This is a genomic window from Mycobacterium sp. ML4 (assembly GCF_054515735.1).
The window spans coordinates 1-16,367 of sequence record NZ_JBTNSY010000011.1 but is presented as its reverse complement, the minus strand read 5'-3'; the positions used below and the strand labels follow the sequence as shown (position 1 = coordinate 16,367).

The window sequence follows — 16,367 nt, the reverse complement described above, 5'->3', positions numbered from 1 at the left end:
TTTTAACGCATTCTTTCCTTTACCAGACGGCAAAGAATGACGGTTAGGATTAACCCGCCGAATGTGAAAAAGGTAGCCTTGAACTGCGCATGATGAGCCGACAATGGTGCCGCGCGATACCGCCGCAAACCTCGATATGAAAATGCCCGACTGTGTTCACAGTAAATTTGCCTACCATGCACAAGAATTTCACGAGTGACGGCGCGGGAGTCCGCTCTCTAAACGCGCGCCGCTTTCGCGAAAAACTATGCAACTAAGGGGGACTGGTAAGTATGTTGTGGCATGCGCTGCCACCTGAGGTGAACACTGCCCGGCTGATGGCCGGTGCTGGCCCCGGGCCGATGCTGGAGGCCGCCGCCGGGTGGGAGGCATTGGGAAACGCATTCGAGGCTCAGGCCGTCGGGCTGGCAGCCACCCTTGTAACCCTGCAGGGGTTGTGGACCGGCGCCGGCAGCGAGCGGGCGATAGCGGCGATCACACCGATGGTGGCCTGGCTGAACGATGCAGCAAGCAAATCCCAGCAGCGCGCTGTACAGGCTTCGGCACAGGCCGCGTCCTACCTCACCGCGTTAGCGGCAACACCGTCGCTGATCGACATCGCGGTCAACCACATCACCCACACGGTCCTGGTCACGACCAACTTTTTCGGTATCAACACGATGCCTATCGGCGTCAACGAAACCGACTACTTCGTCCGCATGTGGAACCAGGCCGCCGCCGCAATGGACATTTACCAGGAGGAGACCCTGGCTAATTCTGTCTTTGAGCCGCTGCTGCCGATGAAGCCCATCATGCAACCTGAAGTGGGGGAGGCGGTTTCCCAGGCGGTTGGGGGTGTCTCACGAGCCGCCCGACAAGCGGGCTCGACTGCCTCGGGCTTGCTCGCGGGCGTCGCAGAAGGCGTGCCTGAAGTCGCCCCGAGTTTAGTCTCGGACCTCGACGAGCAAGCCGCGCAGTTGCTTTCTCAACTAGGACAATTAGGGCCGCTGACGGGCCCGATGCAGCAGCTCATCCAGCCGATCCAGCAATTGACTTCGCTCGCCGGCCAGCAAGGCGGGATGGGTAGAAGCGACATGGGTGGCACCTCCGTAGGGAACACTTCCAGCGAGCTTGGCAGCAGGGAATTGGGACAACTTGGCCTGTTCGGCGCTAGCCCGCTGTCAAACCACCCGCTCGCCGGCGGAGCGGGGCCCAGCTCAGGCTACGGATTGATCTATTCGGAGGCACTGCCAGGGGCAGCGGGATCGGAGCCCCGCACGGCGCTGATGTCGAACCTGATCGAGAGACCGAACGAGACGGTCCCACCTGCGGCCGCCGGAGCTGGTCAAGGTTTCTCAACGGCCGGAGGCGCGGCTCCGCGTGGCTTGGTGGGAGGCGGCGCACAGTCCGACGCGGACGCCAGACCAGGACTCGCAGCTCCCGCGCTGGTCGCCGATCATTCCGAGGCAGGCGACTACGAGGCCTTCGACGAGGGGGACGACTGGTGATCCCCACAGTCACCGACTTCCCGGCTAATCCGGCCGGAAGACTTGCCACCTTTCGGCGAGGACAGAGCAAGGGAAAGAGGAATTCCAACATGGCAGAGATGAGGACCAATGCCGGCGCGCTCCGCGCGGCGGCGGCCAACTTCGACCAGATTTCCGTCGAACTGCAACAGGTCATCCGCATGGTGGAGGCTACCGGTGGCGAACTCGCCGGCAAGTGGCGGGGCAAGGCCGGAAAGGCCGCACAGGAGGCGCTTAGGCGCTTCCACGAAGCGGGTCAAGCGCAGATCAGCGCTCTCACCGACATCTCCGGCAAAGTTGACGAAGCCGGTATCCAGTACAGCAAGGCCGATGACGACCAATCGGCCCACCTGGCCGCACAGATGAAGTTCTGAATTCCTCACGAATAGCCAACGTGGCCAACCCAGCCGACCCCCAGTTTCCGAGACGGAGAAAGTGATGTCAGACGGACAGTCATGGAATTTTGGCAGCATCGATGCCGGAGCGAGCTCGATCCAAGGAGCAGTGAAGCAAGCCGCAGGGCTCCTCGACCGCGGCAAGCAGGCCCTCAACGAACTTTCCGCAGCGTGGGGCGGCAGCGGATCGGAGGCCTACCAGGCAGTCCAGCAGCGTTGGGACGGCGCGTCTCAAGAGCTGAACGACTCGCTGGAAAGCTTGGCGCAGCGCATCAGTGAGGCAAGTCAGGCGATGCTCCTGACCGAGTCCAGGGTCACGGCCATGTTCCAGTAGCAGCGCGGGCAGGCAGGAATGAGTTCGTGGGCAAGCTAACTCGGGAGAAGGGTAGATGGCTGAGGAACTGGTGGTTGATCCGTTGCTCCTAGAGGCCGCCGCGGCCAAGTTGGGAGAACTGGTCTATCCCGCGCCCCTGGCCCCAATCGTTGTCCCAGCCGAGGATCCGGTCTCGGCCGCGATCAACGAGACATTGCCGGTGATCGAGTCGCCGGTGATCAACGCGCTTCCCGCCATCAAGGCCGCGAACACCAGGACAAGTTCTAGCCTCGCCATCGCTGCTGGAATCTACGCCGACACCGATCGACGACTGGCTGACCACGTCAGCCAGGCCGAAGTCCGTTCCCCGGACGACACGAGTTTATCCGCGGCAAGCAAGTTTTTGCCGGGCGCAGAACCTTCCGAGTCGCCCGACGGTGTGACAACGCACCCGCTGGTCAGCGCCGCTTTAGGCGAGAAACAGCTGCCGGAGGGGCAACCGCCGCCAACGCTCCAGCCCGGCCCAGATCCTGCCCCTGCCGCGCCACTGCCAGGATTCGACCTGAAACCTGCGCCTCTTGGTCAAATCAACGGGGTGGCGGGCGCGATGGGTCCTGCTACGCAAAGCGTGCAGGCCGTCACGTCGAGTGTGCAGGGGGCCGTCCAGGGCGCCACCGCGGGCACCGGCACACCTGCTCAGCTCGCCGACGCCAACACCATGACCGGGCCGGGTGACCAGGCCCAATTGACCGACGAGACGACGCCCGAGAGCGAAGGCGCCGCATCGGGAGAGCAAGCGTCAGCGAACGCTCCCGTGCTGGCACCGTCCACCAGCCGATCGCAAACGGCAGCCTCCGGGATCGAGTTCTGACCACTTTCCCGGAGCTGGATGCCGGACCGCACGTGCCGATTCAGGAAGCGTCGGCCAGCGCTGCATCCAAGAGCTGGGCGAGGTATTTCCAGTACAGCCAGTCGGCGACCGCATAACGCTGGGCAACCGGATCGCTCGCGGTGTGCGCCTCGCCCAGGAGCACTTCCTGGCTGCGTGTCGCGTACGCGCGGAAAGCACGTAGATGAACGCCCTGGCGATCGGGATGGCTACTGGCTAGGGGCTTCGACACGGCGAGCCACAACATCGTGCGCTGATCATCCGGCGCACTGGCTGTCGCTGGCTCCGGTGGCAGCGGGGCGTGAACTCTTGCCCGCCTGGCCATGCGCGCTGGCAAGACCGGTGCACCCTTGCTCGGCTCAGCACGCTTCATTGCTTCGGGTGGGGGGGTCTGCTCAGCCGGCGGTTCGGCAACCACGGGTGCAGGCGGCAACAGGTCGATCAAACGCGCGTCGGGCGTCGTTGCAAGCCGTGCGGCCGCTGATGGATCCACCACCTCCAGCCTGGCCCGGCCGCGCATGTCGCCGCTGTCCGGGATGTCATCCGGCTTGAGCACGACTGTGGCTGCGCCGGAATCAGAGTTGGCCAATTGCCGCTCGGTGCCGATCACCACGCGCAGCTCGCGGTCGTGATGTGCCGCCCAGCCCCGCACAGCCATCACGGGGTAGGTAGCCCAACGCGCCCGCTCGGTGGCTGGGATCGTCGAATCAGCGCTGGCCATGTGCACCTCGTCAGGTAACCGCACGCCATCCGGCAGGTAGGCCAGCCCATAGCTATTAGCCACGACGATCGCGCCGTCAGTCGTCACCGCGGTTATCCAAAAGAAACCGAGATCCGCCGTTCGACTGCTGGGCGCGTTCAGTGCCGCCGCGATGCGCCGACCCAACCGTAGCGGATCCACCCCTTTGCGGCGTGCGGCGTCAGCCGTTGCAGCCTCGGCGATAGCGTCGCGTTCTGCCCGGGCCGCAGAGACCGGGATCATCGCAGCGGCGCCGTCCTGGGAGCGCTCGATCGACGACTCGTGGCGCGTAGAGCCGGCCTTGACGCTGTCGGGCGTTTGGGCGGTCCCTGCTGCTCGGGTAGCCGTTGCCGGGCGCGTCGATTGCCTAGCCTTTTCCGATGGCTTCTCGACCGGAGCTGCTGCCCCCCCGCCCGAGCGGGTTGCCCCACCAGCGCCGGATCCGCCTGGCGCCATCGGCATGGCCGGCACGCCGCCCGCGCCGGCGGAGGCCGACGATGCCTCAGTCGCGACAGGCCCCAATAGGAGCGAGGGCGACTGCCCGGCCTCCGACACCGGCGCCATATTCGTGCCATGCGCGCCCCCACCCGAGGGTTTCGTCGACGCCGCCGGACGTAAAGGGGGCGCTGGTTCGGCCGGACGGAACGGACCTGCCGGACCAGACGGAGTCGCCGGGCTCGACGGTCCGGCCGGACCCGACGGGGTTGTCGGTGGTGCCGGCGACATGGCCCCACCTGGCCCTGTGCCGTCTGCCGGCGTTCGCCTCGGTTCGCTTGGGGTCGATTCCGGAGAACGCGGCGACGGTGTTGGCCTAGGAGTCTCCACCGACGGATCCCTTGCCGTGTTGTCCGGAACCGGCCGCGGCGGGCTGACCGGCGGAGGTACGTACTCGGCGGGAGGTGTGAGCGGTTCTTGGGGATCGGCGGGAAGTGTGACGGGCGGCGGGATTTTCTGGTCAAGCAGGTCTTTCAAGGCACTGTCCGGGGGCTTCCACGATTTACTTGCCATGATCTGCTCGGCGGTCCCGGCGACAACGCCGGCGTTCTCCGTGTGAGTTTGGCTGATCAGCGCGTTGATCGCGGCGACTCGCGCGTTTGCCTCCATACTCGAATTGTTCGCGATGACGTCGATCTGCCGGTTTGCGATCTCCACGTTGTCGGTGATGTCGGATTTGGCTTGAACGATCGAGCCGGCGACATAACGCTGCCAGGTAATGACGGTAACTAGCTTGTTCTGCAGGGCGATCAACTCGTTGATGTTCCCCCTGAGCTCGCCGTCGGCGGCGGCGGCCCCGCTACCCGACCACCGTCCGCTCTCGAAGATTTCCGCCTGCTGATACCGGCTCGCATCCAGCACCTCGGTCACCTGCCGCAGAACCTTCGTCCACTCGTGCGCGCGATCAAAAAAGATGTCCTCGTCGGCCTCCGGCCAGGCATCCGGGTCGAGCATCTTTTCGGCATAGCAACCCACTGGTTTCGCGATGCCCATCGCCTAACCTGCCAAAACGCACGTCGAATGCGCCGCATGGGTAGTCGGCCATGGATTGACGCCGAGAGTCATGATGACAGCCCTACTGGTCGTCGGGGGTGTCTTTGGCCCGGCGGCGACCGATGACGCCGCCGGTCCACTCCCGATCCTCGGTGTAGAGCGCCTCCTCTTCAGAAGAGATACGTTTGCCTTGTTTGCCGTCTTTCCCCTGACCGCCGGGAGCGCCGCCCATCGGCATGCCGCCCCCCATCGCACCACCGGCGCCGCGTGCGCCGGGAATCGCGCCGCCGACGGCGGCGTTACCAGCTGCAGCACCGGCGGCCGCTACCCCTTGGGCACCTGCCTCGCCTAACGGCGCCTTCGGCATGCCGCCGCCGGCCCCACCCACTCCCGCTGGTCTCACCCCGCCCGGAGCATTGCCCAACCTGTTGAGGGCCTCGGTGAGCTTCGGATCGTTCTGTGACGAAGGCATCGTCGGCATGCCGGTCATACCCGTCGGGGGCATCATGTTGGCGGCGGGCAGGCTTGCGTCGGTGGGGTAGTCGCCATACGGATCGTCGGGAGAGGTTATCCCCTCCCTCGGATTTTCCGGAGAGTCGGGGTTGTCAGGGCCGGGATCGGGTTTGGGGGGTGCTGGCGGGGCGATCGGATATGCCTTAGGCGGACTCGTCGGTACTACCGGTCGCAGCGGGACTCCTGCATTCGCAACGTAAAGTTGCAGCGACGACTCGGATTGCGTCTGTAACTCCTCGTACCATTCAATGGCCATGTACAGGTAGGGGCTTTTAGTCCGCGTGTATTCGGCGTACCAATAATCGCATAGCGATACTTCGTAGGACGTCGGATGTTCCGCCGGATTCGTAGGCCCCACACCAGTCGTGCCGTAAATGCGTGCCTTTTTGTGGGCGTCGACTACCCGGACGGCCTGCTGACCTAAGTCGACACACAAGGCCGACATGCTATAAATCCACTGCCGCTGTGCGTCGAAATTCGCCTCAACGGCCTGCTGCGAAGCACCCTCCCAATAAGTAAACGGCCGAAACCGATACGTCTCCGCCTGGAAGGCGCGCTGGAACGCGTACCAATCTTCTGCAAACGCCTTGTATGCGTTCCCCTGGTCACCGGTTTCGATAAGTGTCGCCGCCTCTCTGACCTCGTAGTAGGGGTCTTCGAACTTTTGTGGCGCGCTGGAGGCCGTCGCAGGTACGCCCAAATCCTCAGCCGGGTTACTCATCGCACTCATCTGATTGCCGGTGCCGCTACCCGACGTTGCACCAGAACCATCGAACTTGACCGAACTTATGGCAGCGGCAGAACCCTCATCGACCGTCTCATAAGCCTTGGCCGCATTCCTCAGCGATGTCGCCAGGCGACGCCATTCCCGTTCGCACGCTTGGAGGTACAGCCGCATCGAGTCAGCGGAAAGCGCAAGTTGTACCGCAGTGTCATCGACGAAGGCGAGGCGACACGGCGACTGCGGGTTGCCCGACGGTACCGGCGGGATCGGTTGTTCTAACTCGTCAGCCCGCGCCATGAGTTCTTGGTACTCCACACTCATCGTCTGCGTCATGTCGGCTCGTTCTCCTTGTGCTGAAGTCATCCATCGGTGAGTCCGCTGATGAGGCGCGCCGCAAAGTGGCTGCGGGAGTGGGGAATCCCAATTATAGCGGCTGACCGCAGCCCACCACGGACGAACGTCAGGCGACGCGCAGGTTAACGATGATGATTTGCGGTGAGGCGGATGTCCGCGTCACACCATCTGGCCGGCCGCTGCCTGGCACGACGGCGGCAACAGGCGCCGGCAGCCTGGGGCAATCGGGCCGGTGCGTATCACAGCGACGAAGCGAACGAAGCCTACCACCGTGAACCCGCAGGAATGCAGACGTCGGTCTATTCTCATGTTTTCAGTATTCTGGCCATTCGGTGGATGACGCTAAGCTAAACCTCAACATGAAACTCGACATCCACCTGCAGACTCATTCTGAAGTAAGCGTGCACGGCGCTTATCGATACGTCGGCGCGCCCAAAGGCGAAGTTATGCTGCGCTGTACGCAGTCGCTCGTCACCGCGATCAATCGGGCCGAGGGCGACCTCATCTTGCGGGTCTTTGATGACCACTCGGCACCCGAAGTGATTGAATCGCTTCACAGGATACTTGCGACCTGCATACACGCGGTGGAGTTCGTCGCTCTGGATGATAGCGGGTACAACGCGTCGTGCCATGCATCGTTTTCGAAGGCACGCGACGACGCTTCCGAATTGGTGTATTTCGTGGAAGACGACTACCTACACGCGCCGTCGGCAATCCAAGAGATGCTGGAAGCGCATGTGCTGTTCAAGGACAAGCTCGGTGGCCGGGAAGTGGCATTGCATCCTTACGACGATCCGAGGAATTACAGGAGCAGGATTTTCAGCCAAGAACGTTGCCGGGTGCTGCTCGGTACGAGAAGGCATTGGCGTACGAATACCCACACAACGAATACCTGTTGGGTTGAAATCGAGACGCTAAGACGTAATTGGAGACTCTTTGAGTTGCTAGCGTTGCATTCGAGCACGCCCTACGGTCAAGCCCATCACATTTTCGAGGCCACAACGATAAATCGGATCTGGCGCGAACAACTTACCCTCTTCACACCAATACCTTCGCTGGCGCTCCACCTCCAGGATGAAGGACATAAAGACCCTTACCTGAATTGGCAAGTATGGTGGGAATCGGCAGCCTATTGAGCTACTGGTCCGCAATGAATGGTACCGGTCAGCTATCTCGGATCTCGAAGAGCGCACAGTAATTTTGCTGTCCTGCAGACTTGAATTGCCGGTACACCTTGAATCTTATTGTGCCGCGCTGGAGGCTCGCCATAAATTTCTCCAGACCACCGGTGAGGTCGTCGTACTGCTCTTGCAGCAACTCGAGGCGCGCACGGTGATGCTCTGCCCGCTTCGCGTGGCAGATCCGAAGCGCCAGAACGGAAAGCCGATCAACGATGGTGCCGGGGGTGTCGGTGTGTAGTGGAGCACTCGGGTTCGGGCTGAGACGCTCGAGCAGGGTCACGTCGATGTCCTCGATTGCCCCGCAGCGCCGGGCGTTGAGGTCGTCGATGCAACGTTTCCTTCGAGCGATCTCGCGATCGCCGGCACCGACGCGGCGAACGGCGTCTTCGTGATGCCACAGATCGAAGTTCAGCGCATGTAGCTGCAGCGCCTGCGCTGCGATGCCGCCGCTCCCAGAGACGGCGGTGCGTTCGTCGTCATGCCACGCCAGCGCGCTGGCGTAGAACTGGCCCACACCCGAGAGCAGGCCCGTATCGGCCAGCGTGGTTCTACCCAGACTGTTGGCATCGACGTTGGTCACCAAGTCTCCACTCCTGCGCATCGGGATCTCATTGCTGCTCAACCACATTACGGCCATCCCTCAGACATAGTCCTGGACGAGGTCTTCCATCGCACCGAGCACCTCCTCCACTGTGATGTCGCCCATGGTGCTCAGATCGATGTGCCGGTGAGGCGCAAATCTGAAACCCCAGTTTGTCGACTCCGTGGGACCAAAAAGACCGACGCCCGGAACCCGCGCCAGATCCGCAGCATGAAGCATGCACGAATCGACCCCCACGAAAAGGTCTGCTCCGGACACCATGCCCACGGCGAGGTCGAGAGGTACTCCCAGATAGGGAAACACGCGGTCGCGTTCGCGGCCGACGTTGAGTTCTTCATGTCCCATCCCGACAATCCAGGCCACGAACTCAGTGTGGCGCGACAGAAACCGATCCAGCAGATCGATGAATCTGGTTACTGGCCAACGTTTCTTTTCCCAATTGGTGTCAGCGTGAACCACCAGTACCTTGGTCCCCGCCGAGTGCGCGGCCCGCAGCGACCGAATGTTTTCCTGCATCGCCGAAGCCAGCGGCACCGGTTGGGCATAGGTCTCGATCCGCACAGCGGGATCGAACAGGCGCGCCAGTTGGAAGGTCAGGTCCGCCGTGTGTTGCGCATTTCGGGGGACGACGATGTCGCAATTGTCCCCGGAGGAAAAGCCGATGCTCGTCGTGGGCGCTAGTCGCTGCAGGAGCTGCGCAGCGAACGCGTTCGATGGAAATTCCCATGGCACAGCGTTGATGAAAAGGTCGACGGGGCCGATCTGCGACGCCAGGGTTTCGTAGTCCAGAATTCGCCCTGCGGGCGCACCGGGCGCGCGCCCCATGCGGGGTGCTCCAGTGATGTCGACAAAGCGGGCGCCTACCTCCCAAAAGCACAGCTCGAAGGCGACCCGGGGACAGATCAACGTCATTGGGGCGGGCAACATTTCGGCCAAGGCGCGCATTGTTGGCAGCGTCAGGATGGAGTCCCCGATAAGAGCGGAGAAATAGACGGCGGGGTGCCGTGCCTGCAGCAGGTGCGTCAGCAGGCCGCGCTCCACAGTTACCGAGTGGCCGTCGCGCAGCACAGTGATTTCCCTTGACACCACCATCGTGCGACCGAGCCTAAACCCCCACGCGGACCCTGTCATATCAGTTGGTCAGTGGCGACGCTCACTGACGCGTGGGCGCGCTCTCGATCAGATCCTCCAGCGCTGCCAGCGCAGCTTCGACGGTGATGTCTGCCATGGTGCTCATGTCGACGTGCCGATGGGGTCCGAATCTGAACCCCCAGGTCGCGCTGTTCGTGGGACCGAAAAGTCCGATACCGGGAACACGCGCCAGATCGGCGGCATGGAGCATGGCGGAATCGACCCCGAGGAAAAGGTCTGCGCGCGACACCATGCCCATGGCGAGATCGAGCGGCAGTCCCAGATAGGGAAAGACCCGCTCACGTTCACGCCCGACATTGAGTTCCTCATGTCCCATTCCGACGATCCAGGCCACGAAGTCGCGGTGACGCGACAGGAACCGGTCCAGCAGATCGATGAACCTGGTGGCAGGCCAACGTTTCTTCGCCCAATTGGTGTCGGCGTGCACCGCGAGCACGTTCATCCCCGCCGGCACGGCGGCGCGGATCGATTGAGCCTGCTCCTGCACGGACGATGGCAACGGCAAGGGCTGAGCATAAGTCTCGATCCGCAGCGACGGATCGAACAGGCGCGCCAGTTTGAAGGTCAGGTCGGCTGAATGGCATTCCTCTTTGGTGACAACGATGTCGTACCCACATGTGGTGGGAAATCCGATGGTCGTCGTGGGCGCAAGGCAATCCACGAGTGGGCGAATGACTGTGCTGGACAACGAGTTCCACGTCAGCGTATCGATGAACACATCGACGGCACCGATTTGTGCTGCCAGAGTCTTGTGATCGATGGCCCGAAGCGGCGCCCCTGGCAGTGGCTGCGGTCCCGTCAACGGTAACCCCGTGGTGTCCACATGAAGATGGCTCACCTCTCGGAAGCACAGGTCGAAGACGACCTTGGGGCAGATCAAGGTGATTGGGGCGGCGAACATCTCGCCTAGCGCACGCAGTGTCGGCAACGTCAACAAGGCGTCCCCGATGTTGGCTACGAAACATAGCGCGGGCCGGCGGGCCTGTAGTACATCGCTCAACTGGACACGACCAACGGCATTACCACCAGGAAGATCGGCGTGCGACTCAGACTCGACCGTCATTCCGCAGAGCTTAGATCGCCGCGGCATCGCCCCGTCAGTGGTAACCCAAGTCCTGCGCGAGGGCGTCCACCCTTGCCCAGACTGGATCGTCGGGGTCGACCCGCTCGCGGGCGGATGACGCCCGGCGCAGGGGGCAGAGGTTGCCGACCTTCCATGGCAAAGGCGACCCGCCTCGGAAGAACTGGTGGTCGCCGACCGTCTCCGGCGCTGGATGGGTGATGTGGGCCGCGTGGTCGGAAAAGGTCAGGCCCCATCGACCCAGCGCGGCCTCGACGGTCGTCTTCGGTCGGGCCGCAAAGGTCTCGTAGCGCAGCACGACAAGTTCGCCCACATCGGTTTCGAGCGGCTGCAGGCAACTCTTCACCAGCTCCAGGGCTTCGGCCACCGTGTCTGTGATCCAGAAGTCCAACGACGTGCGCATGGGCGAGTTCCGATGCGCTAGAGAAGAATTCACGACCTCACGTGGATCTCGCAGCACAAAGACCGGCACGGCCTCCGGAAAGGTCCGCCGCAGGGCACCCAGCTGGGTCGCATACCGCGGGTTCTTCTCTCCCCATATGGTGCACGGGCCGGTGATCTCGCGTATGACCGTTCGCAGGGCGCCGGCTGGATCGCCCGTTTCCCTGGCATAGCGCCGGTAGGCGCCATAGACACCACGATCAATAAGGAAGGCCTGCAGGGTTCCTACTACCGAGGAGCCGGATCGACTGACCTGAATCAGATCGATCTCGTCGAAGATCGTGATGTCGTCGTGGGAATTGAGGTACTGGGTGACGATCGTCGTCCCGGATCTCGGCGCCCCCACAATGAACAGCTGCACGGGTTCGCGGCCGGCCTCAGATCGAAAGTCCGACCGACTTCGCCAGACTGCCGGTGATTTCAATCAGGGAGGCGATCATGTGCTGCTGCTGTCCGGCTATGGCTGCCGTCGCCTCAGTCTGCGCGTTGCGAATTGCCTCGTTGATGCGCTGCTCGACGGTTTCTGCGCCTAGGCGCAGCAGGCCGTCTTCAATGGACAAGCCGGTTAACAAGCGGTGCCCGTTGATCGTCGCGGTGACCGTCTTGTCTTCATCTGCGGCAGTGAAGGATCCCGTGTCGGACTGGGTCATCTGGTCCTCGAGGACGGTGTTGAATCGCTTCAACTGCTCCAACGCCTCGGCCACCTGAGGGTGCTGCGCCTCTATTCCGGTGCCCATCTGATCTCCTTTACTTGATCGGTGTCGAAAGGTTGCTGCACTAGTTGTCATTCCGGGCGGGTGCCGGCCCGCATCAATTCGCCCTCGAGGAGAGGTCCTTATTGTTGAGGCAGCCGTGACGTTGGCCGCGTACGCCGCGTAGTTGAGCGTTGGCCCGGGCGGACCCGTCGACCGGCTTCCTCACCGTGAAACCGCCTCCGCCGGGACCCGCGGTGTCATGTCGACCTGGTCGCCAACATACGGGCCGCGTCGATGCTGAGACGGGTGCCGGTCCAGGGCCGACCGTAGGTACCCGACGAAAACGATCGCACCCGCCAGACCAGACCCGCGCCGTTCGAGGGGCGGTGCCCGTCCGACCGGGAGACATCGCGCAAGGATCGATGATTGGCGGACAAGTTGCCACCGCGGGATGAGCTATCAGCAGTACGTGCCGCAGTGTCACCGTGAACACGAGAATACGGTCCACTCGTCGCTCCGTTCGTTCGGCCGCCCGACCCAACGGCAATCATTTACCGTTTCAGCCTCACCTGCATCTTGGAGCCTACCGGCTTCGCCGTCGAGGCCTCGCTGACTGCGCAGGCTTTGACATTTACCGCGGCTGGTGCCAACTGGTGCGGGCGTTCCGCCGGAGCTCGTTAGCTGCGCAAATAAATTCATCAGTCAGCCGAGAGTCCACCTGCGCGCGTAGCATTCTCCGGCGGGATTCTGCGCCGAGCTTGCAGGGGCGCACCGTATGCTCTGATCTACCCGATTCACTGCGTTTGCTGCTGCATGGTAGAGAGGGGCGAATGACGGTCGAGTTCCGCTTGCTCGGCGACGTGGAGGTCCGGGTTGACGGGCAGCGATTGGACATCGGGCATGCGCGCCGGCAGTGCGTTCTGGTGGCGCTGCTGGTCGACGTCAACCATGCGGTGTCGCCCGAGCAGCTGGTGGATCGGGTGTGGTCGGATCGGCCGCCGCGCCGTGCCCGAAATTCGTTGGCGGGCTACGTCTCTCGACTGCGCAGTCTGCTGACCGGTATCGACGGTGTCTCGATCTCGCGGGGCCCTTCCGGCTACATGCTGCGCGCGGATGGCTCGACGGTGGACCTGCACAGATTCCGGGCCCTGGCGGCACAAGCGCGAGCCACCACGGACCCGACAGCGGCCGCGGCCTTGTTTGATGAGGCGCTGCGGGCCTGGACCGGTGAGCCGTTCACGTTCCTGGACACCCCGTGGGTGAACGAAGTTCGAAGCGCGGTGCGAGCCGAGCGGCTGGCGGTGGAGCTGGATCGTAACGACGCGGGGTTGCGCGCGGGTCGTCATGCAGAGTTGTTGGTGGAAGTGACCGCGGCGCAGGCTGCTCATCCGCTGGATGAGCGGCTGGCCGCGCAGCTGATGCTGGCGCAGTACCGCTGTGGCCGGCAGGCCGATGCGCTGGACACCTATCGCCGCACCCGCTTGCGGCTCGTCGAAGAACTCGGCGTCGAACCCGGTCAGGCATTGGCCGGCGTCCATCAGCAAATCCTGGCCGGTGAGGCCCGCGACCGCAGCGAGTCGGCGGTCGCGGTGGACGTGCTGCCGGCGCGACCGGTGGTGTGCGACCGTCCGCATTCGGGATTGTTGCGCCGAGCGACCAGTTTCGTGGGGCATGAGCAGGAGTTGACACAGACGAAGGAGGCGTTGGGGGCGGGGCCGTTGGTCACGCTGGTCGGTGTGGGGGGAGTAGGAAAGACGCGGTTGGCGTGGGAGGTGGCGCGTCAGGATCAGCAGCGTTTCAGTGACGGGGTATGGGTGTGTGAGTTGGGACCGCTGGACAACGGGGAGGCGGTGGGGCATGCGCTGGCGGCGGCCCTGCGATTGCGTCAGCAGCATGGCCTCGGCGTCGAGGAGTCCGTCATCGAGTATCTGCGCTCCCGGACGGCCTTGCTTGTCGTGGACAACTGCGAGCACGTGCTGGAGGCGGCGGGGGGGTTGGTGGATCGGATTGTGCGACAGTGCCCGGGGGTGTCGGTCTTGGCGACCAGCCGTCAGCCGCTGGGGGTGGAGGGCGAGCAGATCGTGATGATCGCGCCGTTGTCGGTGGTTGATGCGACACGGCTGTTCGCCGATCGGGCGCGCGCGAGTATGCCGGGTTTCGCCGTGGACGCTCAGCCGGCAGGGGCGGTGGCAGAGATTTGCCGGCGGGTCGACTGCTTGCCTCTGGGGGTGGAGCTGGCAGCCGCGCGGATGCGGGTGATGAGCGCCTCCGACGTGGTGCGCCGACTGGATCGGCTGGGTTTCTTGCGTGGTTCCACGCGCGGGGCGTTGCCGCGACAGCAGAGTCTGGCGGCGACGATCGAATGGTCGTATCAGCTGTTGACGGAAGCGGAGCAGGTATTTTTCGCTCAGCTCTCGGTGTTCGCCGGGTCCTTCGATCTTGAGGCCGCCCACACGGTCTGCGCGGGCTCTGACGAGGACGACACGCTGGAACTGTTGGCCGGTCTGGTCGACAAGTCGATGGTGGTGGTGCGCAACGTCACCGACCGGACCCGCTATGCCGTTCTGGAGACGCTGCGGGCGTACGGGCGAGAACACCTGCAGGAGCAGCACATCGAAGCGCGGCAGGCCGTCCGCCATGCGGAGTACTTCACGGATTTGGCCGAGCGCGCCCAGGCAGGTGTGGAGACCGCCGAGGAGCGCGCGTGGATCGAGCGGGTGCTGCCCGACTACGACAACATGCGCACCGCATTCGAGCGGGCGATGGCCGATCAGAACATCGACCTTGCATTGCGGCTGGTGGCGTCCTGCGCGGAGATCTTCGGCGTCCGCGTCGGCTATGAAGTCTTCCGCTGGTCCGAACGCGTCGCCGCGGTGGCCGATCCCGACCATCCGCTGTTTCCCGCCGTGGTCGGCACGGCAGCGAGAGGCGCTTGGGCTCGCGGCGAGTACGCGCTCGCACGCCGCCTGGCGAACCTGGCGGGTGGACGGGTACCCGGGCCCGGTACGTCTCGCATCGCCTATCCGGGCGATGTCCTCGCTGATCTGGATCTTTTCGAGGGTGCCGTGGACAGGGTGCTTTCCTACTGGGACGAACAGACGGCGCTGGCCCGGCCTGCGGATCATCCGATCCGACTTGGTCAGACCCTTTCCACCGGGGCGGTGCTGCACGGCGTTCTCGGGGGCGAATTCGAGCCATATTTGCCGGCAGCGCAAGAAGGAGTGGAGATCGCCGAAGCTACGGGCAACCCGACGGCTCGGTCCACCGCTTATTTCGGCCTGGCGTTCCTGCTCAAGCGGTCCGAGCCGGGACGAGCCCTGGCGCTGTTCGATGAGGCGGCAAGGTTGGCCGGTGATGTGCAGAACTTCTGGTGGTACGGCATCGCGCTGATGGAGGCCGCCGCGACGCGTTCGGTGCACGGCCATCTCGCCAAAGCGGCGCAGCTGTTCGATGACGTGCTGGAACATTGGGCCCGGGTGGGCGACTGGACCGAACTGTGGATCAGCCTGCGCTACATCACCCGGTTGCTGGTTCGACTCGGAGCCGACGAGGACGTGGCGTTCCTGCACTGGGCGCAGCACAAGGTGGGAAGAGGATCTCCGCTGCACTCCGACCAGCTGACCGCGCTGAAAGAGCGTCTTGGTGCCGACCGTTTCGCCGCCTACGGCGAGTCCCACCCCGACGGTGCAGAAGTGGTCGCCCGCGCGCGGTCGTCGCTGCAGCGTTACTCCCAACGCGCCGCCCCGGTGTAGACGACCGCGGCGCCGGTGACCAGGCGACGATTCGGTGCCGCGTCGACGGGAACCCTGAAGGGGCCGCTTTTAGGTGCTGACCGAAACTCCGAGGCTCGCGTTCAGCGCTGCCTGCAGGGCCAGCTGAAGGTTCACCAGGATGTCGCGGAGCGACGCGCTGAGTCCGAGTGTGGCGTTGTTGAGCGACGCCAGCAGGGTGCCGCCGGTTTGAGTGAGGCCGGCCAGCCCATTCTCGAAGCCGACCAGCAGGGTTCCGGCAGTCTGGCCGAATCCTGACAGGCCCGCACCGACGCTCGCGCCGAAAGCGTTGCTGAAGACGTTGGCCACCTGGGCGACGGCATTGGTCCAGATGCCGGCCAGCGCCGCGCCCGTCTGGCCGCTCTGGGACAGCGCGGTCAGCAGGTTGGTGGTGACCACAACCCCCGTCTGACCCAGTCCGGACAGGCTCGAGGTGAGGCCCACCGTCAGCGACTGACCCGCGTTGACCAGACCGGCGAGTCCGCCGTTGAACGCTGCCGTGAGTCCGGCCAGGTTCAGGTTGCCC

The 16,367-nt window shown here is 63.9% G+C and carries 13 protein-coding genes and 1 pseudogene; 6 read left to right on the top strand and 8 right to left on the bottom strand.

The features are described from left to right. The first annotated feature begins 263 nt into the window (after nt 1-263). The 4 genes from ACX9NE_RS14125 (at nt 264) to ACX9NE_RS14110 (ending at nt 3,084) form a co-directional block, all read left to right on the top strand. A complete protein-coding gene (locus ACX9NE_RS14125) occupies nt 264-1,487 on the top strand; it encodes a PPE family protein (protein ID WP_459363821.1) in 1,224 nt (407 codons plus the stop codon). 89 nt (nt 1,488-1,576) lie between these two features. Next, nucleotides 1,577-1,879, top strand: coding sequence for a WXG100 family type VII secretion target (locus ACX9NE_RS14120; RefSeq protein ID WP_459363765.1), 303 nt, complete (start codon nt 1,577-1,579; stop codon nt 1,877-1,879). 64 nt (nt 1,880-1,943) lie between these two features. Continuing rightward, nucleotides 1,944-2,234, top strand: coding sequence for a WXG100 family type VII secretion target (locus tag ACX9NE_RS14115; protein ID WP_459363764.1), 291 nt, complete (start codon nt 1,944-1,946; stop codon nt 2,232-2,234). A gap of 55 nt (nt 2,235-2,289) precedes the next feature. Then, nucleotides 2,290-3,084 carry a hypothetical protein gene (locus tag ACX9NE_RS14110; RefSeq protein ID WP_459363763.1) on the top strand — a complete coding sequence of 265 codons (795 nt, stop codon included), beginning with the start codon at nt 2,290-2,292 and terminating at the stop codon, nt 3,082-3,084. Between the two features lie 40 nt (nt 3,085-3,124). Here ACX9NE_RS14110 and ACX9NE_RS14105 read toward each other — a convergent pair whose 3' ends face one another. Both ACX9NE_RS14105 and espB read right to left on the bottom strand, forming a co-directional pair. Further along, nucleotides 3,125-5,329 (bottom strand): secretion protein EspK, encoded by a 2,205-nt coding sequence (locus tag ACX9NE_RS14105; RefSeq protein WP_459363762.1) that lies wholly within the window; start codon nt 5,327-5,329, stop codon nt 3,125-3,127. Nucleotides 5,330-5,411: 82 nt separating this feature from the next. Continuing rightward, on the bottom strand, nt 5,412-6,899 hold the full coding sequence (gene espB / locus ACX9NE_RS14100; protein WP_459363761.1) for an EspB family ESX-1 secretion system-associated protein: 1,488 nt from the start codon (nt 6,897-6,899) through the stop codon (nt 5,412-5,414). 380 nt (nt 6,900-7,279) lie between these two features. On the opposite strand from espB, the gene ACX9NE_RS14095 reads away from it, so the two are divergent. Then, entirely contained in the window at nt 7,280-8,056 is a 777-nt protein-coding gene (locus ACX9NE_RS14095) for a hypothetical protein (RefSeq protein ID WP_459363760.1), read from the top strand. A 28-nt stretch (nt 8,057-8,084) separates the two neighbouring features. Here ACX9NE_RS14095 and ACX9NE_RS14090 read toward each other — a convergent pair whose 3' ends face one another. The 5 genes from ACX9NE_RS14090 to ACX9NE_RS14070 all read right to left on the bottom strand — a co-directional run bounded on the left by ACX9NE_RS14090 (nt 8,085) and on the right by ACX9NE_RS14070 (nt 12,113). After that, complete coding sequence (locus tag ACX9NE_RS14090; protein ID WP_459363759.1) at nt 8,085-8,681, bottom strand: DUF4254 domain-containing protein; 597 nt, start codon at nt 8,679-8,681, stop codon at nt 8,085-8,087. Between the two features lie 60 nt (nt 8,682-8,741). Further along, nucleotides 8,742-9,770, bottom strand: a complete 1,029-nt coding sequence (locus ACX9NE_RS14085) for a glycosyltransferase family 9 protein (protein ID WP_459363758.1) — start codon at nt 9,768-9,770, stop codon at nt 8,742-8,744. Nucleotides 9,771-9,855: 85 nt separating this feature from the next. Further along, nucleotides 9,856-10,917 (bottom strand): glycosyltransferase family 9 protein, encoded by a 1,062-nt coding sequence (locus tag ACX9NE_RS14080; protein WP_459363757.1) that lies wholly within the window; start codon nt 10,915-10,917, stop codon nt 9,856-9,858. Nucleotides 10,918-10,951: 34 nt separating this feature from the next. Then, nucleotides 10,952-11,737, bottom strand: coding sequence for a sulfotransferase family protein (locus tag ACX9NE_RS14075; RefSeq protein ID WP_459363756.1), 786 nt, complete (start codon nt 11,735-11,737; stop codon nt 10,952-10,954). Between the two features lie 16 nt (nt 11,738-11,753). After that, complete coding sequence (locus ACX9NE_RS14070) at nt 11,754-12,113, bottom strand: YbaB/EbfC family nucleoid-associated protein (RefSeq protein WP_459363755.1); 360 nt, start codon at nt 12,111-12,113, stop codon at nt 11,754-11,756. A 788-nt stretch (nt 12,114-12,901) separates the two neighbouring features. On the opposite strand from ACX9NE_RS14070, the gene ACX9NE_RS14065 reads away from it, so the two are divergent. Then, the gene (locus ACX9NE_RS14065) at nt 12,902-15,823 is read left to right on the top strand and encodes an AfsR/SARP family transcriptional regulator (protein ID WP_459363754.1); all 2,922 of its coding nucleotides are present in this window, start codon (nt 12,902-12,904) and stop codon (nt 15,821-15,823) included. Between the two features lie 69 nt (nt 15,824-15,892). On the opposite strand, the pseudogene ACX9NE_RS14060 reads toward ACX9NE_RS14065, so the two are convergent. Next, nucleotides 15,893-16,367: pseudogene (locus ACX9NE_RS14060) on the bottom strand (methyl-accepting chemotaxis protein); the annotation flags it as partial.

Excerpts from the sequence above, each read along its gene's own strand:
- ACX9NE_RS14070 (WP_459363755.1), bottom strand. The coding sequence starts at position 12,113 with ATGGGCACCGGAATAGAGGCGCAGCACCCTCAGGTGGCCGAGGCGTTG.
- ACX9NE_RS14110 (WP_459363763.1), top strand. The coding sequence starts at position 2,290 with ATGGCTGAGGAACTGGTGGTTGATCCGTTGCTCCTAGAGGCCGCCGCG.
- ACX9NE_RS14080 (WP_459363757.1), bottom strand. The coding sequence starts at position 10,917 with ATGACGGTCGAGTCTGAGTCGCACGCCGATCTTCCTGGTGGTAATGCC.
- ACX9NE_RS14105 (WP_459363762.1), bottom strand. The coding sequence starts at position 5,329 with ATGGGCATCGCGAAACCAGTGGGTTGCTATGCCGAAAAGATGCTCGAC.
- espB (WP_459363761.1), bottom strand. The coding sequence starts at position 6,899 with ATGACGCAGACGATGAGTGTGGAGTACCAAGAACTCATGGCGCGGGCT.
- ACX9NE_RS14120 (WP_459363765.1), top strand. The coding sequence starts at position 1,577 with ATGGCAGAGATGAGGACCAATGCCGGCGCGCTCCGCGCGGCGGCGGCC.
- ACX9NE_RS14065 (WP_459363754.1), top strand. The coding sequence starts at position 12,902 with ATGACGGTCGAGTTCCGCTTGCTCGGCGACGTGGAGGTCCGGGTTGAC.
- ACX9NE_RS14115 (WP_459363764.1), top strand. The coding sequence starts at position 1,944 with ATGTCAGACGGACAGTCATGGAATTTTGGCAGCATCGATGCCGGAGCG.
- ACX9NE_RS14095 (WP_459363760.1), top strand. The coding sequence starts at position 7,280 with ATGAAACTCGACATCCACCTGCAGACTCATTCTGAAGTAAGCGTGCAC.